The sequence below is a fragment of the Mycobacterium paraense genome (genome assembly GCF_002101815.1).
In the GTDB taxonomy this organism is placed as follows: Bacteria; Actinomycetota; Actinomycetes; order Mycobacteriales; family Mycobacteriaceae; genus Mycobacterium; species Mycobacterium paraense.
Window position 1 is genome coordinate 12,872 of sequence record NZ_LQPM01000029.1, and the last position, 16,680, is coordinate 29,551.

General features: G+C 68.2%; 14 protein-coding genes, 1 tRNA gene and 1 pseudogene. 12 read left to right on the top strand and 4 right to left on the bottom strand.

Features of this window, described 5'->3' with window-relative positions:
* The first annotated feature begins 57 nt into the window (after window positions 1–57).
* Window positions 58–1,026, top strand: coding sequence for an S-methyl-5-thioribose-1-phosphate isomerase (mtnA, locus tag AWB89_RS20885; protein ID WP_085104649.1), 969 nt, complete (start codon window positions 58–60; stop codon window positions 1,024–1,026).
* Here mtnA and AWB89_RS20890 read toward each other — a convergent pair.
* Window positions 995–2,377, bottom strand: coding sequence for an MFS transporter (locus AWB89_RS20890; RefSeq protein ID WP_085176253.1), 1,383 nt, complete (start codon window positions 2,375–2,377; stop codon window positions 995–997). The two genes, mtnA and AWB89_RS20890, sit on opposite strands and share 32 nt — an antisense overlap.
* Before the next feature lie 102 nt (window positions 2,378–2,479).
* The gene (locus AWB89_RS20895; RefSeq protein ID WP_142282595.1) at window positions 2,480–3,208 is read right to left on the bottom strand and encodes a class I SAM-dependent methyltransferase; all 729 of its coding nucleotides are present in this window, start codon (window positions 3,206–3,208) and stop codon (window positions 2,480–2,482) included.
* A gap of 145 nt (window positions 3,209–3,353) precedes the next feature.
* Between AWB89_RS20895 and AWB89_RS20900 the strand changes: the two genes are divergently transcribed.
* The 3 genes from AWB89_RS20900 to AWB89_RS20910 all read left to right on the top strand — a co-directional run bounded on the left by AWB89_RS20900 (window position 3,354) and on the right by AWB89_RS20910 (window position 7,664).
* Entirely contained in the window at window positions 3,354–4,022 is a 669-nt protein-coding gene (locus AWB89_RS20900; RefSeq protein ID WP_085176256.1) for a TetR/AcrR family transcriptional regulator, read from the top strand.
* Window positions 4,023–4,188: 166 nt separating this feature from the next.
* Window positions 4,189–4,737, top strand: coding sequence for an MmpS family transport accessory protein (locus AWB89_RS20905; RefSeq protein ID WP_085104658.1), 549 nt, complete (start codon window positions 4,189–4,191; stop codon window positions 4,735–4,737).
* Entirely contained in the window at window positions 4,734–7,664 is a 2,931-nt protein-coding gene (locus AWB89_RS20910) for an MMPL/RND family transporter (protein ID WP_085176258.1), read from the top strand. Before AWB89_RS20905 ends, AWB89_RS20910 begins: the two co-directional genes overlap by 4 nt.
* A gap of 243 nt (window positions 7,665–7,907) precedes the next feature.
* Here the strand turns inward: AWB89_RS20910 and AWB89_RS27340 are convergent, their stop codons facing one another.
* On the bottom strand, window positions 7,908–8,045 hold the full coding sequence (locus AWB89_RS27340; RefSeq protein ID WP_158089842.1) for a hypothetical protein: 138 nt from the start codon (window positions 8,043–8,045) through the stop codon (window positions 7,908–7,910).
* Between the two features lie 306 nt (window positions 8,046–8,351).
* On the opposite strand from AWB89_RS27340, the gene AWB89_RS28335 reads away from it, so the two are divergent.
* Both AWB89_RS28335 and AWB89_RS20915 read left to right on the top strand, forming a co-directional pair.
* Window positions 8,352–8,483 carry a hypothetical protein gene (locus AWB89_RS28335; RefSeq protein WP_277621916.1) on the top strand — a complete coding sequence of 44 codons (132 nt, stop codon included), beginning with the start codon at window positions 8,352–8,354 and terminating at the stop codon, window positions 8,481–8,483.
* Between the two features lie 152 nt (window positions 8,484–8,635).
* Window positions 8,636–8,817, top strand: a pseudogene (locus AWB89_RS20915) (tyrosine-type recombinase/integrase); the annotation flags it as partial.
* Between the two features lie 52 nt (window positions 8,818–8,869).
* On the opposite strand, the gene AWB89_RS20920 reads toward AWB89_RS20915, so the two are convergent.
* Window positions 8,870–8,943: transfer RNA gene (locus tag AWB89_RS20920), tRNA-Gly, on the bottom strand.
* 184 nt (window positions 8,944–9,127) lie between these two features.
* On the opposite strand from AWB89_RS20920, the gene AWB89_RS20925 reads away from it, so the two are divergent.
* From AWB89_RS20925 to AWB89_RS20950, 6 genes are all read left to right on the top strand, one after another.
* A complete protein-coding gene (locus AWB89_RS20925; RefSeq protein ID WP_085104676.1) occupies window positions 9,128–9,766 on the top strand; it encodes a VldE C-terminal domain-containing protein in 639 nt (212 codons plus the stop codon).
* 40 nt (window positions 9,767–9,806) lie between these two features.
* The gene (gene dcd, locus AWB89_RS20930; RefSeq protein ID WP_085104678.1) at window positions 9,807–10,379 is read left to right on the top strand and encodes a dCTP deaminase; all 573 of its coding nucleotides are present in this window, start codon (window positions 9,807–9,809) and stop codon (window positions 10,377–10,379) included.
* 85 nt (window positions 10,380–10,464) lie between these two features.
* Window positions 10,465–12,435, top strand: coding sequence for a DUF7159 family protein (locus AWB89_RS27090; RefSeq protein ID WP_263993486.1), 1,971 nt, complete (start codon window positions 10,465–10,467; stop codon window positions 12,433–12,435).
* A 261-nt stretch (window positions 12,436–12,696) separates the two neighbouring features.
* Window positions 12,697–14,190 (top strand): DUF7159 family protein, encoded by a 1,494-nt coding sequence (locus tag AWB89_RS27345; RefSeq protein ID WP_085104682.1) that lies wholly within the window; start codon window positions 12,697–12,699, stop codon window positions 14,188–14,190.
* A 135-nt stretch (window positions 14,191–14,325) separates the two neighbouring features.
* Window positions 14,326–15,429, top strand: coding sequence for a DUF7159 family protein (locus tag AWB89_RS20945; RefSeq protein ID WP_085176260.1), 1,104 nt, complete (start codon window positions 14,326–14,328; stop codon window positions 15,427–15,429).
* A gap of 144 nt (window positions 15,430–15,573) precedes the next feature.
* The coding region (locus tag AWB89_RS20950; protein WP_420914897.1) for a DUF7159 family protein at window positions 15,574–16,680 on the top strand (1,107 nt) is incomplete at its 3' end.

A 16,680-nucleotide genomic window follows, 5' to 3' on the forward strand; every position in this document is an offset into this window, starting at 1 on the left:
CCTGCCGAAGTTATGTAGCGCTTAAGAAGCTCGGGCGGCGCGGGCTAGGGTCGGCTCGTGCGCAGGACCATCGACTGGGACGGCGACGCGGTCACCATCATCGACCAGACCGCGCTGCCCGCCGACTACCGCGTCCTGACCCTGCGCACCGTCGACGAGTTGATCGACGCGATCCGCCGCCTGGCGGTGCGCGGCGCGCCGGCGCTGGGCGCGGCGGGCGCCCTCGGCGTCGTGCTCGCCGCGCGCGAGGGAGGCGACGTTCGCGCCTCGGCCGAACGCGTCGCGCAGGCCCGGCCGACCGCCGTCAACCTGAGTTGGGGAGTGGCACGCGCGCTCGAAAAGCTCGACGAGGGCGCCGAATCCGTGCTCGCCGAGGCGCTGGAAATCCTCGACGAGGACGAACGCCTCAACCGGGCCGCGTCCGCCCACGCCGCCGACATCGTCCTGGAGCTCTGCGATCGCCGCCCGCTGCGCCTACTCAGCCACTGCAACGCCGGTCACCTGGCGACCGTGGCGTGGGGAAGCGCGCTCGGCGTCGTCTGGCACCTGCATGAGCGCGGACTGGTCGAGTCGGTGCTCGTCGACGAGACGCGCCCGCTGCTGCAGGGCGCCCGGCTCACCGCGTGGGAGCTGGCGCAGGCGGGCGTGCCCTACCGGGTGCAGCCGGACGGCGCCGCGGCCGCGGCGATGGCACGCGGCCTCGTCGACTGCGTGCTCGTCGGCGCCGATCGGATCGCGGCCAACGGCGACGTCGCCAACAAGATCGGCACCTACGGTCTGGCCATCGCGGCGCGTCATCACGACGTGCCGCTCATCGTGGTCGCGCCCTCGTCGACGATCGACGGGACGCTGGCCACCGGCGCCGAGATCGCCATCGAGGAACGCGCGGCCGACGAGCTCAGGACGTTCGCCGGCGCCACGATCACCCCGCCGGACGCGGACGCCTTCAACCCCGCCTTCGATGTGACGCCGGCTGATCTGATCGCCGCCGTCGTCACCGAACACGGCCGCTATCGGCCGTCGTGAGAGCGCCGACGTTGCGCGGCTTCAGGACCAAGCTGGCGACGACGGCGAGGATGCCGATGCCGACGCAGATCCACAACCCGGACAGATAACCCGCCTTGGTGCCCTCCCCGACAACCGTTCCGGCCCAAGCGAATCCGAGCGCACCGCCGACGCCGTAAGAGGCGTTGGCGATCCCCGGCAGCGACCCGGGCTCGTCCTCGGGCGCCTGCAAGACGCCCAACGCGCTCATCGGCGTCAGCGCCACGGCCAGCGCGATGCCGAACACGGCCATCAGAACGATCACCATCGTCTTGTCGAGCGCGAACACCGCGAGCAGCGCGGTGACGGCTACGGCCGCGACCAGCCCCGCCCGCAACACGGTCACGAAGCCGACCCTGGCGGAGAGCCGTCCGGCCAGGGGCGACACCACCAATTGGGAGAGCGCGCCGGGAGTGATGAACAGCAACGCGGTCACCTGCCCGCTGGCGGCGAAGCCGACGCGGCCGTTCTCGGCGAGCGACGGGACGATGTAGTTGAGCACCACCATGAACGACGCGAAGCACAGGATGGTCACCGCGATCAACGGCCAGGCGTGGCGCGACGCCATCTGGTCGATGTGGATCAGCGGTTGGGCCACGCGCTTCTCGACCATGACGAACCCCACGAGGGCGGCGCCGGCGGTGCCGATCGACACGAGCATGAGCGGCGAGGCCCAGCCCATCTGGTCACCGTTGGAGAAGTACAGGTCGAGCCCCGCGACGGCCAGCGCGATCAGGACCGCGCCCACCCAGTCCATCCGGCCCGGGACCGGGCGCTCCCGCTCGTCGGCCGGTACCGCCAGGCAGCAGAGCGCGGCGGCGACGATGCCGAACACCAAGGTCAGAACGAAGATGGAGCGATAGCCGAAATGATCGACCATGAAACCGGCCAGCAGCGCGTCGACCCCGGCCACCCCGGCGCTGATCGCCGAGATGACACCGCAGCAGACGCCGAACGCCGGGCCGCTGAGGTGTTCGCGCATGATCAGGAAGGCCAGGCCGTAGGTGATGTTGGCAGTTCCCTGCAGGACCCGGCCGACCATCACGATCGGCAGCGACGTCCCCAGGATGCACAACAGCGTTCCGACGCAGACCAGGAACAAGACTCCGACGAGAACGCGTTTGCGGCCGACGAAGTCGCTCCACCGAATCAGAACGACGTTGGCGATCGCCCCGGCGAGGTAAAAGTAGGCGGACATCGATGCGTACGCGTGGGGTCCGAGATGGGTGTTAATGTCCCGGATCGCCGGGCCGAGCATGGTGGCGTTGAGCGTGAACGACGTCACCGACAACGACAGCGCGGCCACCACGAACGCGGCCGGACCCCGCGACATCGTGGTAATGCCAGCGTCTTTCGTCGTTGCCACGGCTCTTACCCGAGTCGGCGGCTCATGGGATGCCGACCAATGCCCTTGCCGGCCAACATGTCTCGCAAGCTACGCGTCGCAGGCCTCGCGCCTTCCGATATGGACGGTGGCGAACCCGGTGCTCAGCGAGACGTAGCGGGCGTCGACGAAGCCCGCTTCCCGCATCGCGTCGCGCAGCCCGTCCCGCGACATCCAGGTGCGGATCGAATCGGCGGTGTAATGGTGGGCGTCGCGATGCCAGGCCACGGCCCAGCCGACCGCCGGCATCACGCGGAAGTAGAGCAGGTCGTGCACGGATTTCATCGGCTTCGAGTCCGGCGTGCTGAAATCGAGGACCATCAGCCGGCCACCCGGCCGCAGCACGCGGCGGAATTCGCGCAGCGCCTGGCCGCGGTCGGCGACGTTGCGCAGCCCGAAGCCGATCGTCACCGCGTCGAAGCACGCGTCCGGGAACCGCAGGTCCGTGGCGTCGCCCTCCTGGAAGTCGACGGCCCCGCGCTCCCGCCCCCGGGCCACCTCCAGCATCGCCGAGCAGGAGTCGACGCCCACCACCTGGCCTTCCGGCCCGACCGCGGCCGCCTCCAGGAACGCCAGATCGCCCGTCCCGGTGGCGACATCGAGCACCCGTTCGCCGGTGCGAAGGGCGCACAGTTCCAGGGCTTGCCGCTTCCACAGCCGATGAAGCCCGAGCGTCCACAGATCGGTCATCACGTTGTAGCGCGACGCCAGCGCCGAGAACAGTTCCTGGACGTAGCTGCTCTTGGCCTCGTCCGACTGATTCCATCGCCGTGTGACCATGGTGAGCCTCCGCACAACCCCGGGGTCCGACAGGCGGGAATGTACCACGGCGATTCCCCGGGGCCAGCGGCGTCATGAGCGCCAATCAGGCGAACAAAAACTCTGTGCGTTATACAAATCACATAACGTGCGTTAGGCTCGGTCGGTGGCGCAACTAACATTCCAGCGCGCCCGCACCGAGGAAGAGAAGCGCCAACGTGCGGAGGCCCTCGTGGAAGCCGCACGCTCGCTGGCGATGGAGACGGGCGTCGCGTCGGTCACCCTGACCGCGGTCGCCAACCGCGCCGGAATTCACTATTCGGCGGTACGCCGCTACTTCACCTCGTACAAGGAAGTCCTGCTGCGGCTGTCCGCCGAGGGCTGGGTGCGGTGGTCCAATACCGTGTCGGAGAAGCTGGCCGAGCCCGGCGGGAAGTCGCCCTCGCGCATCGCCGAGACCTTGGCCGAAGCCCTGGCCGACGACCCATTGTTTTGCGACCTGCTCGCCAACCTGCACCTGCACCTGGAACACGAGGTCGACCCTGAGCGGGTCATCGAGGTCAGGCGGATCAGTACCGCGGCCACACTCTCGCTGGCCGATTCGATCGCATCCGCGCTGCCCGAACTCGAACGATCGGGCGCCCTGGACATCCTGCTGGCCGCCTACTCACTGGCGGCGACGCTGTGGCAAGTCGCGAACCCGCCGGAGCACCTGACCGACATCTACGCCGGGGAGCCCGAAGTCGTTCCGCCCGAATGGAATCTGGACTTCGCAACCGCCCTCACCCGCCTGCTGACGGCCACCTGCATCGGCCTGATCTCGGGATCCTCATGAACTCAGGAAGGGGGCCGGAGCGCTGTGGCTGGCGAACTGCAACAGGTAAAGACGGCCGCCGAAGGGGGACTGCTGTGGCCACCGCAATCGACAACGTGTGGGTCATCTCAACGGTTACAGATAGGCTAGCTAATCTTTCGACCGTGATGAAGGACTCGAAGCGCCCATGACGATGACTGACCCCAGGACCGAACCGCTGAAGACACACGGCTCCGCCGGCGGAAACGGCGACGAGCCCTCTCCGCGGCGCGCCACGAAGAAGGGGCTTTTGGGGCGTTTCTGGTTGGTGCTCACGATCGCAGCCGTCGTTGCGGTGTCGGGATTCGTCGTATACCGATTGCACGGCGTCTTCGGCGTTCACAAGGGTTCGTTCGGTGGTGGCACCTCGGGCGAGGTCCTCGACGAGTTCAACGCCAAGACGATCACGCTCGAGGTCTGGGGCTCGCCAGGCAGCACGGCAACCATCAATTACCTCGACGAAAACTCCCATCCGCAGCAGGCCCTCAACGTGCCCTTGCCCTGGAGCAAAATATTGAGTTCAACAAAGCCCGGCATCCCGGCAAACCTGGTGGCGCAAGGAGACGGCACTTGGATCGCCTGCCAATTCGTCGTCAACAACCACGACGGGCACGGTGACGTCATCAAAGCTCCGAATCGTTCAGATTCCAACGAAACCGTGAACCCCTTCGTCTACTGCCTGGACAAGTCCGCATGAGCGAGCCGAGCGAGGCTCCGCCGCGCGTCGATCAGCCGCTGATTCCGCCGTTCCTGCCGCGGATGATCCACCGGCTCGCTCTGCCGATCGTCCTGGTGTGGTTGGGCATCGTCTTCATCACCAACACCGCGGCCCCGCAGCTGGAGGCCGTCTCCAAGACGCACTCGGTGTCGATGAGTCCGACCGACGCGGCGTCCTTTCAGTCGACGATGAAGGTCGGATCGACGTTCAAAGAGTTCAACTCGGACAACTCGGCCATGATCTTGCTGGAGGGTGACAAGCCGCTCGGGGAGGAGGCGCACCGCTACTACGACGAGATCGTCAGGCGCGTCGAGCAAGACAAGCAACACGTTCAGCACGTCCAGGATTTTTGGAGTGATCCGCTGACGGCGGCGGGTTCCCAGAGCCACGACCAGAAGGCCGCCTACGTGCAGGTCTACCTCGCCGGCAACATGGGTGGCGGCCTGGCCAGCGAGTCTGCCCTGGCCCTCCGCAAGATCGTGGACTCGGTGCCCGCGCCGCCGGGAATCAAGGCGTACGTCACCGGCCCGGGTCCGCTGTTCGCCGACCAGTCCCACGCGGGCGAGAAGGGCGTCGCCCTCGTCACTCTTGTCACTTTTGTGGTGATCGTGGTGATGCTGCTGTTCGTCTACCGCTCAATCACCACCATGCTGATCATGCTGGCGATGGTGTTCATCGAGTTGGCAGCGGCTCGAGGCGTCGTTGCCTTGCTGGCCAACAACGAGATCATCGGACTCTCCACGTTCGCCAACAATTTGTTGGTGTTGATGGCGATCGCCGCCGGAACGGACTACGCGATCTTTGTGGTCGGCCGCTACCACGAGGCGCGCGGTCTGGGCGAGACGCGAGAACAGGCCTTCTACACCATGTTCCACAGCACCGCGCATGTCGTGCTGGGGTCGGGGCTGACCATCGCCGGCGCGATGTACTGCCTGAGCTTCTGCCGATTGCCGTATTTCCAGTCATTGGGCGCACCGTGCGCCATCGGCATGTTGGTAGCGGTGCTCGCGGCGTTGACCCTCGGCCCTGCAGTGCTGACCGTGGCTTCGTTCTTCAAGCTCATGGATCCGAAGCGCACGCTGGCGACCCGGGGCTGGCGTCGCATCGGCACCGCGGTTGTGCGCTGGCCCGCGCCGGTTCTCGCGGTGACCATCGGGGTCGCATTGGTTGGTCTGCTCGCCCTGCCCGGTTACAAGACGGACTACGACAACCGCCACTTCCTGCCGGCGGACACCCCGGCCAATGTCGGTTATGCCGCCGCGGACCGGCACTTCGACCAGGCTCGGCTCAATCCCGAGCTGTTGATGATCCAGACCGATCACGACCTACGTAACCCGGCCGATTTCCTGGTCCTGGACAAGGTGGCCAAGGCGGTCTTCCACATCCCCGGCATCGGACGGGTGCAGACCATCACCCGACCGTTGGGCACACCGCTCGACCACAGCACCCTCGGTTTTCAGATGGGTGCACAAGCCGCGGGGCGAATCCAGACCCAGCACTATCAAGATGAGCAGGCGGCAAACCTGCTCAAGCAGGCGGACGAGCTGCGCAAGACGATGGCGACGCTGCATGAGCAGATGCAGGTCACCCAGGACCTGAGCAACACCACGCACGAAACCACCAGGCTCACCAAGGAAACCGTGCAGATCACCGAGGCATTGCGCGACGACATCGCCAACTTCGACGACTTCTTCCGGCCAATTCGCAGTTACTTCTACTGGGAGCGGCACTGCTACGACATTCCGGCCTGCTGGGCGATCCGGTCGATCTTCAACGCGCTCGATGGCATCGACCAGGTGGCGCAGAACATCGTGAACCTCAGCGCGAACCTGGACAAGCTGGACAAGATTCAGCCGAAGCTGGTGGCGCTGATACCGCCGCAGATCGAGAGCCAGCAGCACAACCTCGACACCATCATGTCGAACTACGCGACTACCACGGGTCTCAACGAACAGGCCCGGGCGCAATCCGATAACGCCACCGCCCAAGGCGATGCCTTCGATAAGGCCAAGAACGACGACACCTTCTACCTTCCGCCAGAGGCGTTCAAGAGCCCGGATTTCGCGCGGGGTCTGAAGAACTTCATCTCGCCGGATGGGCACGCCGTGCGCTTGATCATCTCCCATGAAGGCGACCCGGCGAGTCCCGAAGGCATCAGCCACATCGAACCGATCAAGCAAGCCGTGCATGAAGCGATCAAGGGCACGCCCTGGGAGGGCTCCAAGGTGTACCTCGGCGGTACCGCCGCGACGTACAAGGACATGCACGACGGCTCTGACATCGACCTGCTGATCGCCGCAATTGCCGCAGCCACACTGATTTTCATCATCATGCTGGTGATCACCCGAAGCGTCGTGGCGGCCTTTGTGATCGTCGGTACGGTGTTGCTGTCACTGGGCGCCTCATTCGGACTCTCCGTGCTCGTCTGGCAGTACATCCTGGGCTTGAAGTTGCACTGGATGGTGCTGGCGATGGCGATCATCCTGCTGCTGGCGGTCGGCTCGGACTACAACCTGTTGTTGATCTCGCGGTTCAAGGAGGAGATCGGGGCCGGGCTCAAGACGGGGACGATCCGCGCGATGGCCGGTTCGGGCTCGGTGGTGACCTCCGCCGGTCTGGTGTTCGCCGCGACCATGGCCACGTTCATGTTCAGCCCGCTGCTGGTGATGGCCCAAGTGGGTACGACGATCGCGCTGGGCCTGTTGTTCGACACCTTGATCGTGCGGTCGTTCATGACACCGTCGGTGGCCACCCTGCTCGGGCGTTGGTTCTGGTGGCCGCAGCACGTGCGTCCACGGCCGGCCAGCACCATGCTGCGACCGTACGGGCCGCGTCCCGCTGTGCGCGATTTGCTCCTCAAGGACGTTGACGAGCGCCCGGTGGGCGGAGTGGTACAGCCGCGCTGATCAAACGAGGCGCATGGAGCCGATGACGGGAATCGAACCCGCGTATTCAGCTTGGGAAGTCGATCAACTCGATTACTGCAGTTGATCATCGTTTACCCTCGACGATGCGGACAACAGACCTCGCGGGATGCTCGGTGGAGGTAAGCCCTAAGACTGTGCTGGTTCGCCGCTCTGTATTGATTCTGCGGCGAGCACGAATGCCTGTGGGAGAATCTAATTCGATCCCTGTATCGCGCACCGCGTCTAGCTGCGGAACGGCTCCGGCGTCGATGTCGCCATCATGGCTGGCCTGTTAAAAAAACGCCTATGATCGGTGGCGACAAACAAAAAGGAAGAACTGATGAAGAGGGCGATATTGGGCGCGTCGGCGGCAGCAGCCATAGCGCTGACACCCCTCAGCATTCCACCAGCACAAGCACACGCCGACGATCCCTGTGTCAGCATCACCGATCCCGTTGCCCACCAGGCTTGCATCGACCAATACCAGCGCGATATACGCGAACATCGGCAGTGTGAGGCGAGCCCCAATCACGGACAGACAGGCCACGGGTTTCCCTGCTGAGTCCATCAGTCTCGGCGAGTGATGAATGTTGCGTCTCCTACGATTGCCGGGCGACGCTACGCGGAAGAATCTCGCGGCCAGTGCGGACACGAAACCTCAATCCGCGCACAGGCCAGCCCCACGTGATGCCGCCTGGGCACGAGGTGCGCGTCATCGGGTACATCATCGAGATGGCCACACCCGATGGGACGTGGGTGGCCGAAGCCGTGCAAGAGGACTTCACCGAACCGACGGACATCAAAGCATTTCTGGCTTAGAAACCAGCGGACAGCTAGCTCGTAGTCAGACCGCGCCGGTTCGCCGCCCTCCAGCCGTTTCGCGGCGGGCATGAACGCGGCAGGCACCGTCTGCCCGTCGTCGCTGTCGCGCACGACCCACAGAAATCGTCGTCGTCGTGCTCGACACGGAGTTGCACGCCGCGAGGCACACGTGCGCGACGCTGATGCGGCTTCAGGGTGTGCCGGTCGTCGTGATCGCAGCGTGGATCGGCCACAAGGATTCGAGTCTGACGATGAGGCTTTACACCCACTCCCAAACGCGGCTCTCAAGGCTGCTGCGGAGACTTTGAATCGAGTTGTGACACTCTCGTGAGACCGAGAAGCTGCTCGTTAGACCTTCGAACAGCGTTCGCGCTGCTCAGGGGTGGAGCCGATGACGGGAATCGAACCCGCGTATTCAGCTTGGGAAGCTGATGTTCTGCCATTGAACTACATCGGCGCTGCTGCCCCGAAAGGCTAGCATCCGGTACCGGACAGGCTCGTCCGGCGCTCCGGCCGGCCGCCGGTAAGCGACCCGGTTAAAGCGCGTTTCCCCGCGTCAAGCCATTGTCGCTATTGACTCGTCCGCGATTCATCGCCATTCCGGATTTATTATTTCGTGATCTGCCCGTAATGTGCTCTGCGTGGGTCGGCACCGGTTAGCCAAGAAGCGGCGCAAGTCACCAGCAGTGCTGGCTGGGCTGCTCGCCCCCGCGGCCCTCTTCTTCGCGGCAGCCGGCGATGTGCGCCCGGCGCCCGTGCACGCCGTGGCCAAGCCCGTTATCGACGATGTCGCGCCGTGCTGCCTGCAAATCGTCGCGGCACCGGTGAATATGTCCCGCAAAGGCGCCGGTTTCGCCGACGGCGAGCTGGCGGCATCGAGGTACCACACCCGCTCGCGCTTCCTGCCCGTCGGCGTCGCGCCGGAACAGGGTCTACAAGTCAGGACCATCCTGGTGGAACGCAGCATCAGCGCGACGTTCCCCCAGATCCACCAAATCGGGGGCGTGCGCCCGGATCCGCTGCCGTGGCATCCGCTCGGCTTGGCGATCGATGTGATGATCCCCGATCCCAGCAGTTCCGAGGGCATCGCGCTGGGCAACCAGATCGTCGCCTATGTGCTCCGCAACGCGGATCGGTTCGGGATCCAGGACGCGATCTGGCGTGGGGTCTACTACACGCCCACCGGCGCGCAGGCCAGCAGGCTCGGCCACTACGACCACGTCCACGTGACGACGACCGGCGGCGGCTACCCCAGGGGCGGTGAGGTGTACCTCCGCTGAGTCACGGCGGCGGGCACCGGGCAGCGGCTAGGCTCATCGCGTGCTGCTCTCCGATCGCGACCTCAGGGCCGAAATCAGCTCCGGCCGGGTGGGCATCGACCCGTTCGACGACACGTTGGTGCAGCCGTCCAGCATTGACGTGCGCCTCGACTGCATGTTCCGCGTCTTCAACAACACCCGCTACACCCACATCGACCCCGCGCAGCAGCAGGACGAACTGACCACCCTGGTGGAACCCGTTGCCGGGGAACCGTTCGTGCTGCACCCCGGTGAGTTCGTGCTCGGCTCCACGCTGGAGCTGTTCACCCTGCCCGAGGACCTCGCCGGGCGCCTGGAGGGCAAGTCGTCCCTCGGACGCCTTGGGTTGCTGACACATTCGACCGCGGGCTTCATCGACCCCGGCTTCAGCGGGCACATCACGCTCGAGCTGTCCAACGTGGCGAACCTGCCCATCACTCTGTGGCCGGGCATGAAGATCGGTCAGCTGTGCATCCTGCGGTTGACGAGCCCGGCGGAGCACCCGTACGGCAGCTCGCGCGTAGGGTCGAAATATCAGGGCCAGCGGGGGCCGACACCGTCACGGTCGTACCAGAACTTCATACGTTCTACATAGGTACGACAGCGCGCCGCCACAGCGATTTTGCGCGATGATGTAAGGGCCGTGGTAACTGCCCACTCGACCGCGGCCTCGTCTCGCAATGCCTTTGGAGGGGGTTGTATTGGATATCGTGCTCGGGGTGTCGATGGCACCGGCATCGATTCAGATGGTGGTGCTAGAGGGGGAAAACGCCGACGGCGCCACGGTCGAAGAGGACGACATTGACGTCACCGCGGCCAATGATGCGGCCACCGCGAGCGCGCCGGATCAAGTAGTCGCCGCCATTCTGGGCACCCGCGAGGGTGCCGCCGACGCCGGGCTGGAGCTGTCGGCGATCGGTGTGACGTGGACCGACCAGCTCGAGGCGGCCGCGTTGCGCGACGCGCTGGCGGCTCACAAGATCGAGAACGTCATGCTGGTGTCGGCGTTCCTGGCGGCAGCGGCATTGGCCCAAAGTGTCGGCGGCGCAGTCGGTTACGAGCGCACCGCGGTGCTCTACGTGGAGCCCGACACCGCGACGCTGGCCATCGTCGAGACCTCGGACGGTTCCATCGCCGACGTCTACAAACAACCCATCTACGCCGAGTCCTACGACGACGCCATCACACAGCTCACCGGGATGATCGCCGGCCTGGAGAAGACGCAACTGGCCCCCGACGGCCTGTTCGTGGTCGGCTCGGGCGTCGACATCGCCCCGATCAAGCCGGCGCTGGAGTCGGTGACGTCGCTTGACGTGAGCGCCCCGGAGGAGCCGGAGACCGCGCTGGCCCGGGGTGCGGCCCTGGCGTCGGCGAACGCGCCGCTGTTCGCGTCGTCGACCGCGGCGCTGGCCTATGCCCAGGACCCGGGCACCGGAGCCGTCGACCGGTACGCGATCCCCGACTACCTCAGGGTGGGGGACGACCCGGCCGACGAACTCGCCTACAGCGCCGTGGCCGACGACGACGCCGACGCCCAGACGGTCGTCATCGAGAAGCTGTTCGCCCAGGAAGCGGAGCCACCGCGTCGCAGGCCGATGCTGCTGGTCGGCAGCGGCTTGGCGGTCGTCGGCATCAGCGCGGTGCTGGCGCTGGAGATCGCGCTGGCGATCGGCATCCGGACGACGGGGACCGTCGCGCTGCGGCCCACCCCCGGCCAAAGTCTCATCGTCCCAACGCAACAGGCGCCCGCTCCCGCGCCGGTGGCGGCGGCCGCGCCGAAGCAGAACTTCACCGCTCCGCAGCCGATGATGGCGCCCAGGCCGGTGAGTCCGCCGGCACCCGCCGCTCCCATTCCGGCCGCGCCGCCACTGCCCGCGCCACCCATACCGGCGGCTCCGCCGGTGCCGGTTCCGGTTGTCGTCCCGCCCGTGGCGCCGATTCCGGTGCCGCCGATCCGCGTGCCCATTCCCAACCCGGTGGTGAGCCCGCCGGTCATCCAGGCTCCGCCGCGTCCCGTGGTACCCCAGATACCGGTGCATGTTCCGCAGCCCGTGCCGCCGCAGGGCGGCATCACGGTTCCGCATTCGCCGCCGCTGCCCATCCCGGGCGAAGGCTCCGGCGGTCCGGGCGGCGGGCATTTCCCGCCTCCGGTGACGGGTCCGGGCGGCCCCGGCGGTGGACCGATCCACATCCCCGGCGAGGGCCCCGGCAGTGTCGGCGGTGGCGAGCCGGCCGGCCCCGGGCCGTTCGGCGGCCACGGTCCCTTCGGCGGTAACGGTCCCTTCGGTGGTGGTTCCGGGCCGTTCGGCGGCCACGGTCCGTTCGGCGGCGGCGCGCCCGGCGGCGGCGAGCCGGCCGGTCCCGGGCCGTTCGGCGGTGGTTCCGGGCCGTTCGGCGGTCACGGACCATTCGGCGGCGGCGCTCCCGGGGGCGGCGCTCCCGGCGGCGGACCCTTCGGCGGTGGCGGCGGCGGGCCGTTCGGTGGCGGGGGCGGTCCGTTCGGCGGTGGCGGCGGCGGGCCCTTCGGCGGCGGCGGTGGCGGGCCCTTCGGCGGTGGCGGTCACGGCGGCTTCGGCGGTGGCGGCGGCTTCGGTGGCGGCCACAGCGGCGGCGGGGGCGGCTTCGGCGGCGGTGGCGGCGGGCACCACTAGCTACCTGCGGTGCCCGTTGCGACACGGCTAACACCGGCCGGCTTTGCGCTTAACACCCCGGTGGCGGCGCGGGTAGGCTCGGAGCCGTTGGGCTGGCCGAAAACCCGTGCCGCCCCGTCTCCTCACAACCAGAACTTCATAGCGCCCAGCTAATACGGATTCTCGGAGCCCGAGCTGCTGTGGCAAGAGAGTCTGAAGGAATGTGTCGCCGGCGCAGCGGTCGCCGCGGCGCAGCAAAGTATCGAGGGAGAGTTTTCAGCGGTGGTGGGCATCGTACTTGGCGTCTCGATGACGCCGGCGAAGGTCCGCATGGTGTTGGTGGAAGGCGAATGCGCCGACGGGGCCACCGTCGACCAGGACGACTTCGACGTCGACGCGGACCGGCCGCCGACGGCTCCTGCCGCGGCGCCCAACCAGGTGGTCTCGGCCATCCTGGGCACCCGCGAGGCCGCCGATGAGGGCGGCTACCAGCTGCTGTCCACCGGAGTGACGTGGACCGATCACGTCGAGGCGGCACTGCTGCGCGACGCCCTGATCGCCCACAAGATTGAAAACGTCATGCTGGTGTCTGCCTTCATGGCCGCGGCCGCGCTGGCGCAGGCCGTGGGCGACGCCACCGACTACGAGCGCACCGCACTGCTCTTCGTCGAGCCCTACACCGCGACGTTGGCGGTGGTCGACACCGCGGACGGATCCATCTCGGAGGTCCATCGGCGAGCCCTCGCCGACGACGAGGACGAGGCGGTCGCCGAGCTCGTCGATATGGTCTCCGGCGCCGAAGCGCTGGAAACGCGCCCGGAGGGTGTGGTGGTCGTCGGCTCGGGCGTCGACATCCCGCTGATCAAGCCGGCCCTGGAGGCCGCGACGTCCCTTGCCCTGTCGGCTCCCGACGAGCCGGAGATGGCGCTGGCCCACGGCGCCGCGCTGGCCTCGGCGAACGCGCCGTTGTTCGCGTCGTCCACGGCGGCGCTGGCCTACGCGCTGGACCCGGGGACGGGCGAGGTCGACCCGTTGGCGCTCGCCGGCCAGGTTCCCGGCCTGCTGACCGCGTACCAGCCCGAATACCGCAGCATTCCCGCACCGCCGAGCGATGCCGACAGCGGCAAGCCCAACGTCGCCTACAGTGCCGTGCCCGACGAGGACGCCGAGGCCCACACCGCCATCGGCCTGGAGGACGCCCAGCGGCGCAAATCGTTTCTGCTGGTGGGCAGCACGCTGGCGGTGATCTTCATCAGCGCGGTGGTGGCGCTGGAGATTGCGCTGGCGATCGGCATCCGGCCCACGGTCGCGCTGCGGCCCAGCCCCAACGAAAACATCATCGCGCCGGCGCAGCCGCCGGCGCCCGCGCCGGTGCCGCAGGCCCAGCCCAAAATCCAGGCGCCCGCGCCGGTCGCGGTGCCGCATCCCATCGCGCCGCCGCCCGCGGCGCCGGCGCCCGCGGCTCCCCCCGTCCCGATTCCCGCCCTTCCGCCGCCCGTGTTCGTTCCGGTGCCTCGCGTGCCGTTGGTCGGACCGCCCGTTCGCGGTCCCTTCGGCGGCGGGCCGCCGATGCGCGGCCCGTTCGGCGGCGGCCCGGCCCCACGCGGGCCCTTCGGCGGCGGCCGCGGACCCTTCGGCGGCCCGTTCGGCGGGCACGGTCCCTTCGGCGGTCATGGTCCCTTCGGCGGTTTCGGCGGCGGGCACGGCTTCGGCGGGGGCCACGGCTTCGGTGGCTTCGGCGGCGGCCACGGATTCGGCGGCTTCGGGCGCAGGTAACCATTCGGCGACGCCAGGCGTGTCCCGGCCCGCGAGCTAGGGTGGCGGATTAGGGTCTGGTCGCGGCCGAAACTCTCACCGCGACGGGTGGGGGCAATCAGGCTGGTAGAGAACAAGTTTCGAAATGGGGGAGCGGTGGACATCGTCCTTGGGGTGTCGCTGGCACCCGAGACGGTCCGCATGGTGCTCGTCGAGGGTGAAGGCGCCGGCGGCGTGACCGTCGATCAGGCCGACTTTCGGGTCAGGGGTATCACCGCGGCCGATCAGGTGATCGAGGCCATCCTCGGAACCACCGAAAGCGCGGCCGAAAGCGGCTATCAGGTGAGATCCAGCGGGGTCACGTGGACGGATCACACCGCCGTGGCCGCGCTGCGAAATGCCTTGGCGGAAAGCAAGATCGAAAATGTGATGCTCGTCTCGGCGTTCGTGGCCGCGGCGGCGCTGGCCCAGGCGGTCGGCAGCGCAACCAATTGCGCCCGCACCGCCTTGCTGTTCGTGGAGCCGACCGCCGCCACGCTGGCCGTCGTCGACACGGCGGACGGGTCGATCGCCGACGTGCGACAAAAGCCGCTGCCCCGCAGCGACGACGCCGCGCTCGCACAGCTGGCCGCGATGGTCTCGGGCGCCGAATCGATGCGGGCTCGCCCCGACGGGGTCTTCCTCGTCGGCTCCGGCGTCGACGTTCCGTCGATCAAGCCGGCGCTGGAAGCGGCGACTTCGCTGTCGGTGACGGCGCCCGAGGAACCCGAGATGGCCCTGGCGCGGGGCGCCGCGTTGGCGTCGGCCAATCAGCAGTTGGGCGCGCCGAGCACCGTCGCCATGCCCTATGTCCAGGACCCCGCGCCGGCGCTGGCGTACAGCGCCGAGGCGGCCCCGCAGCCCGAACACGAGCGGCAAGACGGCGAGCGACGCAGCCGAAAGCTGTTGGCGGTCCTCGGCGCGACCGCGATTCTGGTCGTCGGCGCCGTGGCGCTGGCGCTCGCCGTCGGCATCCGGCCGCATGCGGACCAGCGACCCGACATCAGCAAGAACGTCGTCGCCCCGGCGACTCAGGCGGCGCCGCCACCCCCGCAAGCCCCGCCGCCCGCGCCGTCGGCCCCGCCGCCGGCTCCCGCGCCGGCCGCGCCGAACCCGGCTCCCCCTCAGCAGTGGCCGCCGCTGCCGCCCAGGGACGACGATCACGACGACCATTGGGACTGGCTTCGCCGCCACCTGGGGCGCGGAATCCTGGGCCCCTAGCCCCGCGCCCCGGCGGCCGAAACCGCGTAAAATCGGGGGTCTAGGGGAATACAGGGTGGGGATTGACGGCGTGCCGCGGCAGCTGAAGCCTGGGCCGATCGCGTCCCCGACCTCACTGGCTGGCAAACGAACAATGGAGGAGCTTTGGACACCGTACTTGGCGTGTCGATGGCGCCGACGGCCGTCCGTATGGTGCTGGTCGAAGGTGAGAACGGCGACGGCGCAACCGTCGACGAGGACAATTTCGATGTGGCCACCGACGACGACGCGGCTACCGTCACCGCGGCCGACCAGGTGGTCTCCGCGATCCTGGGCACCCGCGAGGGCGCCTCGGAGGGCGGCTATCAGCTCGCGTCGACGGGCGTAACGTTCACCGACCCGATCGAGGCGGCCGCGCTGCGCGATGCGCTGGCCGCCCACAAGGTCGAGAATGTGATGTTGGTCTCGGCGTTTCTGGCCGCGGCCGCGCTGGCCCAAACGGTGGGCAACCAAACCAACTACGCGCGCACGGCGCTGCTGTACATCGAGCCCGACACCGCGACCCTCGCCGTCGTCGACAGTGCCGACGGCTCGGTCACCGACGTCTACCGCCAGCCCCTGCCCGCCGACGACGACGCGGCGGTGACGCAGCTCGCCTCGATGGTCTCCGGCGCCGAGGCGCTGGAAAACCGGCCGGACGGCGTGTTCGTCGTCGGTTCGGGCATCGACATCCCGATGATCAAGCCGGCGCTGGAGGCGGCGACCACGCTGCCGCTGTCGGCGCCCGAGGAGCCCGACACGGCGCTGGCCCGGGGCGCCGCGCTGGCGTCGGCCCACGCGCCGCTGTTCGCGTCGTCCACCGCGGCGCTGGCCTACGCCCAGGACCCGGGCACCGGCGCGATCAACCCGTTCGCGGTGGCCCCCGGCTACTTCGACACCCCGGCCACCGCCGACGCGAACGCGCTGGCCTACAGCGCCGTTCCCGACGACTTCGACGAGGCCTACACCGGCGAGCACCCGACCCAGCTGGTCGGCGCCGGCTACCGCGAGCGCAGGTCCTTCCGGCTGGTCGGCAGCGCGCTGGCCGCGGTCTTCATCGTCGGCGTGACGGCGCTGGTCGTCTCGCTGGCGATCGCCATCCGGCCCACCGCGGGCGTGCGGCCCTCTCCCGACCACCAGGTCGTCGCCCCGACGCAGGCGGCGCCGGCGCCCGCCGCTCCGGCTCCCGCGCCCGCGGCTCCCGCGCCCGCGCCCGCCCAAGCACCTGCTCCT

Coding starts and splice junctions, on each gene's coding strand:
- AWB89_RS27340 (WP_158089842.1), bottom strand. CDS start 8,045: ATGGCTGCTGCCGCCGACGCGCCCAATATCGCCCTCTTCATCAGTTCT.
- AWB89_RS28335 (WP_277621916.1), top strand. CDS start 8,352: ATGCCGCCTGGGCACGAGGTGCGCGTCATCGGGTACATCATCGAGATG.
- AWB89_RS27090 (WP_263993486.1), top strand. CDS start 10,465: ATGCCTTTGGAGGGGGTTGTATTGGATATCGTGCTCGGGGTGTCGATG.
- AWB89_RS20895 (WP_142282595.1), bottom strand. CDS start 3,208: ATGGTCACACGGCGATGGAATCAGTCGGACGAGGCCAAGAGCAGCTAC.
- AWB89_RS20910 (WP_085176258.1), top strand. CDS start 4,734: ATGAGCGAGCCGAGCGAGGCTCCGCCGCGCGTCGATCAGCCGCTGATT.
- AWB89_RS20905 (WP_085104658.1), top strand. CDS start 4,189: ATGACGATGACTGACCCCAGGACCGAACCGCTGAAGACACACGGCTCC.
- AWB89_RS20890 (WP_085176253.1), bottom strand. CDS start 2,377: ATGTCGCGGGGTCCGGCCGCGTTCGTGGTGGCCGCGCTGTCGTTGTCG.